Genomic DNA, 11110 nt, shown 5'->3' with positions numbered 1-11110 from the left:
CCTTGCCCGCAGCCTTGAGGATCGAGGCGAATACAAACGGATGATGGACCATGCAGACAGCCCTCGTCGCGGGGACCTCAATGGCCGAGGCGATCTCTCGGAAGCAGCCCTCAAGGAGTTCTGCGAGTGGTTCCTTACCGGGGCACTCGATCAAATACGCTTCTCCACAGCGATTTTCGACCTTGATCGCTTGGAGGATCGGTACCGCTTCCTGGTCAAGGACATCAGCGACGACAAACGCGCGCCCGCTCTCTTAGCGGCGGTCCTCAAGCACGAATCACTCGAGCGCGGTGATGTTCACCTTGTGCTCAAGACATCGGAAAGAACGGCACGGAACACGATGTCCGCCCTGGTTAGACAAGGGCTCCTAAAGTCCTAAACGCCCAAAAAGCCACTGTCCGTATAGCCTTCCCACTGGACTATCGCGAGAGGCTCTTCCCGAATCGGTTCACCGATGCCGAACTGACTAGACCCTATGAGCCGCCCCGGGTTTGCCGGAGGCCGTTTCGTTTGAGTCACGCGGCCATGGCTGGTTCTTCCAGCATGGCATGGTAGCGCTCCTCGGCTTCGGCCGGCGGGATGTTGCCGATGGGCTCCAGCAACTGGCGATTGTTGAACCAGTCCACCATTCCAACGCCGCGAACTCGACGGCCTCGGATGAGCGCTATCAGCCCATGACGATACATGTTAGCACCGTTGCTCTGTTCGCAACGTCCCTGTGTGGTCAGCATCAATCAATCGCGAGATAACGCCTCGACGGGCTTCAAATGCGCCGCCTTTTTCGCAGGGAAAAAGCCAAAGATCGCACCGATCATAACAGCCATGACGCAAGCGACGCTGACTGCGTGCAATGAGATCACCATCGGAATGGTTGTTTCGATGGAGCCGGCGAGCGCGCCAAGGCCGAAGGCGAGGGCGACGCCCGCGCAACTCCCCATGATAGTGATGGCAAGGGACTCGATCAGAAACTGCAACATAATATCGCTCGCCCGGGCTCCTACAGCCATCCGCAAGCCGATTTCGTTGGTGCGTTCGGTGATCGAAACCAGCATAATATTCATCACGCCGATACCTCCGACCAACAGAGCGACAGCTCCGATGGAAACCAAGAGCATCGAGAAAGTTCGCGTCGTCTTCTGGAGCAACCGCCGTAGCTGATCGCTATTGTATGTGAAGAAATCCCGCGTTCCGTGACGCTTCTCCAAGAACGCTATCATGGCTTTCTCGGCAACGTTTGTATCAACGCTCCCATTGATTCGGACGTCTATCTCGCGCAGCCGTTGCGAGCCCGAAATGCGGGAAAACACGCTGAGGTGTGGAATGAACACTTGCGGCTGCCCATCCTGCTCTCCAACGGCACCGACAATCACGAAGGGCACACCCTTGATGACTAGGATCTCACCAATCGGGGTCCTTGAATTGCCGAAGAACGTTCGTCGGGTGTTGCTATCGATGATCGCCTCCGGCAGAGTGGCATTCCCACCGTCGGTGAATCGGTTGCCTTGCGTTATGGGACGGTGCGCGACGTCGAAATAGGCGTTGCTCACGCCCATGATTTCTCCGTCAGCGGTCCTGCTCTCGAACATGAGCTGCCCTGAATCCATGGTCACCGGACTGACACTATTTACGTAGGATTGCTCTGTCAGGGCGGCCGCGTCGTCGCGAGTGAGGCTGTCGGCATGTCGGCGGTTTCGGTCATCCCAGCCGGTGCCAGGGAAGATGCGGATCGAGTTTGCGCCAAGGCTGTTGATCTGGTCGAGAACGATCGTCTGGCCACCCTCACCGAGACCAACGACGGCAATCACCGACATGATGCCGGCGACGATTCCGAGCAGTGTAAGAGCGCTACGCAGCCGATGTGCGGCAACTGATCGCAATGCGATACTGGCAGCCTCGGACGTTCTTCTGAGGAAGCTCGTCAGGAAACCGACATTTTCCGCAACATCAACCAGGTCGCGCAAGGGAGGCGCTCCACTCGCCGCGCTGCGTCGATCAGAGACGATCTGTCCGTCATTGATCTCGACGATCCGATCGGCGTGTCGAGCGACGCACATGTCGTGTGTAACTATGATGATGGTGTGTCCCTCCGCATGAAGGGTCTTCAGGAGGTCCAGAACAAGCTCCCCGTTCTTTGAATCGAGCGCCCCTGTCGGCTCATCTGCAAGAATGATTTCTCCACCGTTCATCAATGCTCGGGCGATCGATACGCGCTGCTGCTGCCCCCCCGACATTTCCATTGGGCGATGATGGAGCCGATCTCCCAGGCCGAGTTGGGTCAGCAATCGCCTGGCTCGGGCTTGCCGCGTCGACTTCGACACGCCGCTATAGATAGCCGGCACCTCGACGTTCGATATTGCGCTCAGCGAGTTCAGGAGGTGATACCGCTGAAACACAAAGCCGAAATGCCTGCGCCTGAGTTCTGCGAGCCCGTCCTGACCAAGGGCCGAGACATCCTGCCCGGCCAAACGGTAAGTGCCGGCTGTCGGGGCATCCAAGCACCCCAGGATATTCATGAGCGTCGATTTGCCGGACCCGCTCGCGCCCACAAGCGCCACGAATTCGCCGCGCTGTACATTGAGATTGATTCTTTCGAGTGCCTCGACGGTTTCTCTGCCCAGGCTGAACGACCGGCCAAGATCGCGGAGCTCTATCAGATGGTTCATCATTCAGCTCGTTGTGTTTGGCTCGGATACGCCGAGCAATACGGTCTCTCCTTGACGAAGGCCTTCAAGCACCTGAGCGTGGATCCTGTCCGTATAGCCAATCCGAACAGGTCGCTCTGCTACCTTGCCGCCTGTGTCCTTCACCTTGACTAGGTATGATCCGTCCGCCTGTCGCAGCGAAAGAGCGGCCCACGGCACAAGTAAGACATCATCCGCACGTCCCATAGAAATGTGCACTTGAGCGGTCATCTTGGGTCGCAGCTTTTCTTCTGGATTCTTCACCCTAAGCACGCCGTGGTAATAGATTGCGCTGTCTTCCGCTTTCTCCGCGGAGCGATCGTTCGCCGGCTCGTCGGCGATGGACGGCGGTGCATATTCAACCGCCTCAAGCGTGGCCTGGTAGCGAGTCTGTGGATCTCCGATGATCGTGAACCACGCGTTTTGACCAGGCCTTGTACGCCAGACGTCGACCTCGGAAATCCGGATCTTTACCGTCATCTCGTCAAGGTTCGCGAGCACGGCGACCGTTGGCGAAGTCTGCGCAGAATTGAGCGTCTGTCCCGGCTCGATCGGGATCGCCAAGATCTTGCCGTTCATGGGCGCTGTGATCCGCGTATGTGCAAGAGCGGCTTGCGCGGACTCAACCTCGACCTCGCTTTGCCGAATCTTGGCTTCCTGCGAGACCAGATCGGCCAATAGCGTCTGGTATGTTTTTTCAGCCTCTTCCAACTCCTTGGTAGTGACTGCATTATGCTTGCTGAGGCTACGCTGTCTGCGGTAGTCGAATTCCGCGAACCGTATTTCTATTTGCTTCAAGTCCCTCTGGGCCTTCATGTCCTCTACCTTGGCCCTCGCAGTTCTAAGGGTGTTTTGCTCTGTCACGGCGTCGATCTCCGCCAGAAGGTCTCCAGGCATGACGGTCTGGCCGACGCGAACATGGATTGCCTTAATCTGGCCCGTTACCTGGGTGCCAACCCGGACCATCGAAGTCGGCTCGAGAGTGCCCAGGGCTAATACGACTTCTTCAACTGAACCTCGCGTAACAATCCCCGTCATTTCGTCGCCTCGCGAGCTTTCCGCGGAGTTCATCGAAAAAAAAGACAGATACGCTGCACATAAAATTATAGCTGCGACCGCCACTAGGACATATATCGATTTTTTTCCCATATGAGATCCATGACACTCGCTATTTACATGCGTACAGAGCAGATAAATTCCTAGAGGTTTCTATTAAGCGACTGGTTTATCGGAAAGTTTGTTCAGATATTAATATGAACAAAAATATAGCCTATATACATAACTATAAACATGAATTGTAGCTGATGTAGATGGCATGTATGGCCGTGTGATGAGAATCCAGGAAGATTATTAATTGGTCAAAATCAAACAAGTTAGCAGAAGATCTAGTTAGGACATTGCGGAACGGTGATGCGCTTATGGAGTGCTCCGCCGATAGCTTGCGCTGCTCAAAAGGACGCATCGGCCGGCACCTTTCGAAAACGGATCTCTTCGAAGCACCTCAAAGGTTTCAATGCTTGTCACCATCACTAGCCCTTCATGACTGTCCTGCAATGCGCGTGCCAACCTTCTATGTCTGCAACGCCACAATCTGGGATCTTCGGTAAGCGGTGTTCTCAGGCCACGGCCTTGAGTTCGTGCGCGGTGATGTAGGCCCAGGGCAGCAACTCGTCGATTTGGCCGTTGGGGTGTCCGTTGACGATCCTGGTGAGGACGTCGGCGAGATAGCCGAGCGGCTCGACGCCGTTGAGCTTGCAGGTTTCGATCAGTGAGGCGACGACAGCCCAGTGCTCGGCGCCGCCATCGGAGCCGGCGAAGAGGGCATTCTTGCGATTGAGCGCGATCGGACGGATGGAACGCTCGACCGTGTTGCTGTCTATCTCGATGCGGCCGTCATTCAGGAAGCGCGCGAGGCCTTCCCAGCGTGAGAGCGCGTAGCGGATTGCCTCGGCGAGCTTGGTCTTCTGGCTGATCAGGCCGAGCTTCTCGCGCAGCCAAGGTTCAAGATCGGCGATGATCGCAACGGTCTTTTCCTGGCGCACGACACGACGTTCATCGGCTGGTCGGCCGCGGATGCCGTCCTCGATCTTGTAGAGTTCGGCGATCCGTTTGAGCGCCTCGCTGGCGATCGGCGCGGGGCCGGCAGCGGCCAGTTCATAGAAGCGGCGGCGCACGTGATGGCATGGACGCCCCCTTCCGCTTCCGCCCTGTGGCGAGGAGTATGGGGCGTGGTCAAACAAAGGATATTGCCATGCCAGATGAAGTTCACGTGGTCGGTCTCGACATAGCCAAATCAGTCTTTCAGGTTCACGGGGCTGACGAGCATGGGAGAGCAATTGTCCGACGGAAGCTCAGGCGCGATGACGTGGAGCAGTTCTTTCGCGCCCTTCCGAGCTGCTTGGTTGGGCTGGAAGCATGCCCGGGTGCACATTTCTGGGGTCGGCTGCTACGCAGTATGGGGCACGAGGTCCGCTTGATCCCAGCGCAATACGTTCGGCCCTACGTAAAGACCAATAAGAATGATGCCGCCGATGCGGAGGCGATCTGTGAAGCAGTCACGCGACCGACGATGCGCTTCGTTCCCATCAAGGAAGAGATGCAGCAGGAGATCCTGGTCATCCACCGCGTCCGGGAGATGCTGATCCGCCAGAGGACGCAGCTTATCAATGCGATCCGCGGTCACTTGGCCGAGTTCGGGGTGATTGGTCCGAACCGGGCGCATAATATCGGCCTGCTCACCGTTCTGATCGAAGATGAGACAGAGACACGTATTCCGCCTGTGGTGCGGCATGCGCTGCGTTATCTCGTCGAGCAGCTAAGAGAGGTGAAGACCAAACTCGCCCGGATCGACAGCGACCTGATTACAGTGGCGAGAGACTCCAGCGCCTGCCGGCGATTGATGACCATACCCGGGGTTGGCGTTGTCACCGCGAGTGCCTTGGTTTCGTCCATGCGTGATCCGGCCGACTTCAAATCCGGCCGTCATTTTTCCGCGTGGCTCGGACTGGTGCCCAAGCAGCATTCCACGGGCGGTAAGGAGCAGCTCGGCTCGATCAGCAAACGAGGGAACGGCTATCTACGCAAGCTGCTGATTCACGGTAGCCGCTCAATCATGCGCTGGCGAGGACGCACCTGGATTTGGCTCGCTAAATTGAGGGACCGGCGGCCTGCTAATGTTGCGGTCGTGGCGATCGCGAACAAGACGGCACGCGTTGTGTGGGCATTATTGCGATACGGTGGAACCTACGGCGTACTGACGCGTGGAGCGGCATGATCTCCGACGCCATTCTGATCGGCCCGGCTTCGGGCTAATGCGGTTGCGAGGGTAAGTAAGCAGGTGATGGCAAGACCGGGCGTACCGGGACCGGGTGAACCCGTTGGGCGCATCGAGCCTCGAGCTCGCGCAACGTGATTGGGTGCCGGTTCGCGGATATTCCATCAAGGCCCGTGGCGCAGGGTGCTCCACATCGTAGAGGCCGAATAGATGACTGCAGCCGCAGGCATTGCCGAAGCCGCGCATAAAGTCCTTGCAAAGTCGGGGGCGTCCATAGATGTGCCCAGCAGAATGCGAGCGTTACCCCGCTCTTGTCGGCGAGCACGCGATAGCCGCCATAGCCATCAACCTGCAGGATGCCGGTGAAGCCTGCGAGATGGGCGATCGGCCGCTCCGCCTTGCGGTCGGGCGCGTAGACATAGGCGACGCCGGGCGGATCGGCTCCGTCCCATGCCCTACACAGCGGCGTTGGGGCCATCAGGCAGGCAAAACGACATCATTCTGGTCTACCGAAACTGAACAAGTGATTGCCCACGACGGATGAGATCGACAAGCGTTATTTTGTGACGAGCCCTGGAACCTCCCCGAGTATGTTCTTTGGTTCGACCGCGTCGCTGGTGTTCTTCCGTCCCGATCGCCCCATTTCACAGCCGCCGGGCGCAGGAGCAGTCGAGGGTGGCCGCGTTTTACGCGGCCACCGCAAGGCTTGGCCTTGATCGGCCCGAGCACGGCGGCATGCTCGATCGGATCGGGGGTGCAAAGCCCCGAGGGCTGGCGCAACTGGAAATACCCGCCGCAGTCAGCTATTGTCGTCCAGCGCGGGCGACCTCGTGGCGAAGCGTGGTGCACCGGCTGAAAGCGCCGCCGGGCCGCCTTATTCGAGCCTTGCCGGACTGAGGCGCCCGCGCCCTTTCCTTTGGCGGGCGCGGGCGCCAAGCCTCGACGAAGTGTTCGTAACCCTCCTGGGCCCGCTCGGCGACACGCATCTCTTGATTCCAAAGTTCCTTGACATTGTAAGCATAGGTCGGACCGCGGCGGTTGCCTTTCTTATGCGGCTTGACGGCCTGCAGCTCCATGTTGCGCATCTTGTGGGCGACCAGACTGGATCGCGCCCAGAGGTAGTCCTCTTGCTGCGTCAGCATATGCCGGCAAAGAACCGCCAATTTTCGTGCCACGTCGACGGCAGCAATCTGAGGGCCACGCTTGGCCCGGATTCGCGCTCACGGCTCAACCGGGCGAGTCGCGGAGGCGGCCAGCTACTAACACGAGCTCGCAGCTCATCGTGTGCATCGGCCTGCCCCCACCTTCGTGCTCCCGGTGCCTCCGTCCCGGATGGTCGCACCATACGCCGCGCATCAGAAAAGCGTAGCCGGACATCGGCACCAAGAATCTCATACCGGTTACAAACGAGATGGAAGTCTATTCCTCACCAAGGAATCCTGCCTGAGCTCCAAGCCTTTCGATCCTGCCCCCCGCATACCCAGCGCTGAATGGCCTCAGCTGCCCACTTACGTTGGTCTTGGCGGTTTGGCGCGGATGGCTTTAACCAAGGTTGCGGCCTACCTTGCTGGGTCTTTCGACTTGTAACCTAAGCTGCCGAGCAGGCGATAGCCGCCTCAAGCAAGAGCAAGGCGACGGCGCTCTGTTTCTTTTCGCCGGCAACACCTGCCAGAAGGTGTTGCGCGGGGCGTCATCGAGCAGGCAAGGACGAACTCCCAGCTTCAACGGCTCGACCGCAACGTGGTTTGCCCACGTTCTCGCTCTCTCTCTCATGCCGACGACGAGGCTGGACTGCTCCCCTTTGGATTAACAGCAAGCAAGATCCGAAAGTGCGGATGGCCTGACCTGCGGTAGGCCGCAGCCTTTTCAGTATCGCTAACAATTAAAACAGTTCGGAGTTTCGTTTCTGCATCCGGGAGAACTCATTCGTCAGCTAGTCGTCAACTAAACGGTCTATCTAGACCTGCGCGGTTAACCGGCCTGAACTCAATTTCGAAGGATAGGAGTGCGAATCGTCATGTATGGTCGAATTGGTGGCTCGTCCGACGTCCGCTACACGCGTAATGCCAGCGGGCAAGCAGATGCAGAAAATCAAGAGCTCGGGGACATGTTTGCCCGGATGCACTTAGCCGGATCCGATTCCAGCGGCGACTCATCGTCGGCGGCTACGCAACCGTACTCCCTCCATCCCAGACCTCCGGTGGTGGAGATCGACAGGTCTTCTTTCACGAGGGAGGTGAGGCAATTTCATGGCGATGAGATCATGCACATCGCCGACAATCCACAAGAGTATTCGGAATTCGTATCCTCCCGAGCCAGACGCGCTGCGGACGTTGCTAGGCAATACGGCATTCGCCGAGACACGGAGCACGCGCGATATTTCAGCTACCAATTGGGAAACCAGAGTGCCGGACTGCTGAGAACGGAAGGCGGATTCAGAATGACTGATTTCGAATCCGACAGTTGGCGGCAACAATTTCCTGGCCGAACCGAGGTCACCTCCATAGTGGATCTACAGGTCGCTCATCCGCTGGCCGAGAATGCAGGCGATATTCTGCTGGAGCATCAACTTCGGATGGACGGCGAACGACCGTTGCTGAATTGGCGTGCGGCTAATCCAGAAGCACAAGCCCGCGCAGCGACGATGGGGTTTGTTGAAGTAGATGATTGCGACATGGTCCTTGACCCTACCCAGCATCCCGAAAAGTGGACGATGAACAGTGCCGGTGAATGGCAGCGTGCAGACAAACCGCCGCTCTATCTCTGCAAAACTGAGGACAGCGAAAGCAGTGATACCGAGAGCGCATCAGGTTCACCCAGATGCTCGTACGAGGATGACTTTATGTGACCGGACTCTTGTTGGATTTAGTCGCGATGGCGGGCGCCGCATCTGACTATATATGCTGTCCCATGTCATGCGCATAAGCGAAGCCGCTCGTCGGCAATGGCAGTGCGCGCAGCGAGCGGTATCCATTTGGCGTGGGTTCGCTAGCGGAGCCATTACCGCCTGCGCACCACAGGTTTTCTTTATGAACTTCGTAGATCCGAACGGTTTGTGATGACGGCATCAGCGAACGACTTGGCGCCGTCTTCTCCGACGCCATAGTCCCAGATCGAGTCAATCGAAACGCGCCAAGCTGAAACGACGTCGAGCCGCTCGGCTACCTGGCCGACGTGTTCGCCAGGATCATCACCGGCTACCCCAACAGCCCGATCGGCGACCCTCTGTCTAGGCGCATATATCGCCATGCAAGCAGTCCAGCAGCTGAAAACGACGTCTGCCGCGGCCCACGCCGGCTTCCGATTACATAGGGTAATCGCGGGGTTGGGAACACTGGCGCGGTTGCGATGCGTTGGAAGGATGGTTGCCCCCTATAGGATGAAATACGGGCTCACGACCACACAGCCGAGCCCAGCATCAAACGGGAGACAACCATGAAGCAGTTTATCGGCCTCGACGTGTCATTGAAAGATACATTCGTCTCGTGCGCGAAGGAGGCAAGCGGATCTGGCGCGGAAAATGCCCGTCCGATCCGAAACTGATAGCACAGGTCATCCGCAAGCGTGCTCCGAACGCCGAACGTGTCGTGTTCGAATCGGGACCCCTGGCGGTTTGGTTCTATCATGCGCTGACGCTGGAAGGCTTGCCGGCGATCTGCATTGATGCCCGCCATGCCAAGGCGGCGCTGGATATGGCGCCGAACAAGACCGATGCAAATGACGCGGACGGGCTCGCGCATCTTGCCGAGGTCGGCTTTTACCGCGAGGTGCGAGTGAAGAGCTTTGACAGCATGCTGGTTCGCACGCTCGTCGCAGCGCGCAATCAGCTGCTCAAGATGACAACCCAGCTGTCCAACCAGATCCGCGGTCTGATGAAGACGTTCGGCCTGGTCGTCCCAAGGGTGCGGGACGCGTGTTCGAGGACCATGTGCGCAGCCTGCTAGCGAACAATGCTGGGCTACAAGCAGATTATCATGCCGTTGCTCGATGCCTGGAGTGCGCGCCCGCGCTGCCGAATTGAGCAAGCAGCTTGTCGCTTCGGCCCGCTCGAGTGAGCAATGCCAGCTGCTTGCGTCGATCCCGGGCGTCGGCTCGGTGACGGCTTCCTCCTTCGTTGCGGCGATCGAGGATCCGGAAAACTTCAGAAAGTCGCGCTCGGTCGGCGCCTGGATCGGCCTAACCACCAGACGTTACCAATCGGGCGAAGTCGATTACGACGGTCATATATCCCGGCGGGGCGACAACCATCTACGCGGACTGTTGTATGAAGCGGCGACCGTGATCCTCACGCGCACCAAGGCCGATAGCGCGCTGCGTATATGGGCTTCAAGGAGAAAATCGGGTTCAAGCGAGCCGCCGTCGCGGTCGCGCGCAAGCTTGCCGTGATCATGCATGCCATGCTCCGAACGGGCGAACTCTTCGAGCGCTGCATCGCTGCTGAAGCCTGACATGCGCAACAAGACGCCAGAGGCAGCGCTCTTCTGAACTGACTTTTCTATCGTTTGCGCCTACGCTGTGGACGCGCCGATCCGTCCCTGTCGGGACGCGGACAGGATCATTCCGCGATGTGGGCTGCACTTGCCACTATTCTGGTAGCAAAGTGCGTCAATTACATTGGAAGATCCGTCCCACGAAGACCTATCCTGCGGCGGGCTGTCTCGACCGCGTAAACGACCCTGTACCCGGCAAACGGCATCACCCGCACCGCAGAAGTTGAAGGCGCTTTAAAACCAGCCAAGCTTACGACGGAACAACCAAACAACCGTAGGTCGGAGAAAGATCGAATTTAGCCTTGACGGAGCTGCGATTTAAACGACCCACATCGGCGGGCCGATTGCCCCGTATGGCTGGAGAACCTGCGCCAGTCCATCGCGCTCGTTGGCACGCCCGAGCGCTGCGTGCATGTGGCTGACCAGGAGAGCGACCTCTACGAGCTCTATTGCACCGCGCAGGCCCTTGATACCAGCTTCCTCGTGCGGGTGCAGACGAACAGGCTGGCCGAGCGGCCTGCCGGTTCTGCCCCACACGATCCAGCTCATCGCGTCTCTGCCCAACTTGCGGCGGCGCCTTGGTCGGGACATCGCATTACGGTCGATCAGGACGAGACGACCTGGCTGCAAGTGAAGTTCGCCGCTATCAATACCTTGGCGCCGGG

General features: G+C 58.4%; 4 protein-coding genes and 6 pseudogenes. 4 read left to right on the top strand and 6 right to left on the bottom strand.

Annotated elements, in window-relative coordinates:
- Nucleotides 1–515 precede the first annotated feature (515 nt).
- The 4 genes and pseudogenes from CGZ66_RS04550 to tnpC form a co-directional block, all read right to left on the bottom strand.
- Nucleotides 516–664: pseudogene (locus CGZ66_RS04550) on the bottom strand (IS3 family transposase); the annotation flags it as partial.
- A 70-nt stretch (nucleotides 665–734) separates the two neighbouring features.
- Complete coding sequence (locus CGZ66_RS04545; RefSeq protein WP_095084244.1) at nucleotides 735–2663, bottom strand: ATP-binding cassette domain-containing protein; 1929 nt, start codon at nucleotides 2661–2663, stop codon at nucleotides 735–737.
- A 3-nt stretch (nucleotides 2664–2666) separates the two neighbouring features.
- Complete coding sequence (locus CGZ66_RS04540; RefSeq protein WP_167391999.1) at nucleotides 2667–3719, bottom strand: efflux RND transporter periplasmic adaptor subunit; 1053 nt, start codon at nucleotides 3717–3719, stop codon at nucleotides 2667–2669.
- A gap of 578 nt (nucleotides 3720–4297) precedes the next feature.
- A pseudogene (tnpC, locus tag CGZ66_RS04535) lies at nucleotides 4298–4858 on the bottom strand (IS66 family transposase); the annotation flags it as partial.
- Between the two features lie 74 nt (nucleotides 4859–4932).
- Here tnpC and CGZ66_RS04530 point away from each other — a divergent pair.
- A complete protein-coding gene (locus CGZ66_RS04530; RefSeq protein WP_095084243.1) occupies nucleotides 4933–5955 on the top strand; it encodes an IS110 family RNA-guided transposase in 1023 nt (340 codons plus the stop codon).
- A 274-nt stretch (nucleotides 5956–6229) separates the two neighbouring features.
- Here CGZ66_RS04530 and CGZ66_RS04525 read toward each other — a convergent pair.
- Nucleotides 6230–6412, bottom strand: a pseudogene (locus CGZ66_RS04525) (IS66 family transposase); the annotation flags it as partial.
- 417 nt (nucleotides 6413–6829) lie between these two features.
- Nucleotides 6830–7172: pseudogene (locus tag CGZ66_RS41680) on the bottom strand (IS110 family RNA-guided transposase); the annotation flags it as partial.
- Between the two features lie 800 nt (nucleotides 7173–7972).
- Here CGZ66_RS41680 and CGZ66_RS04515 point away from each other — a divergent pair.
- The 3 genes and pseudogenes from CGZ66_RS04515 to CGZ66_RS40320 form a co-directional block, all read left to right on the top strand.
- Nucleotides 7973–8803, top strand: coding sequence for an Effector protein NopP (locus CGZ66_RS04515; RefSeq protein WP_095082018.1), 831 nt, complete (start codon nucleotides 7973–7975; stop codon nucleotides 8801–8803).
- Between the two features lie 587 nt (nucleotides 8804–9390).
- Nucleotides 9391–10403 (top strand): annotated as a pseudogene (locus CGZ66_RS04505) (IS110 family RNA-guided transposase).
- Nucleotides 10404–10853: 450 nt separating this feature from the next.
- Nucleotides 10854–11110, top strand: a pseudogene (locus CGZ66_RS40320) (IS4 family transposase); the annotation flags it as partial.

This window comes from Mesorhizobium sophorae, from assembly GCF_002270415.1.
Classification (GTDB): domain Bacteria; phylum Pseudomonadota; class Alphaproteobacteria; order Rhizobiales; family Rhizobiaceae; genus Mesorhizobium; species Mesorhizobium sophorae.
This window is presented reverse-complemented; position numbering and strand designations above follow the sequence as displayed.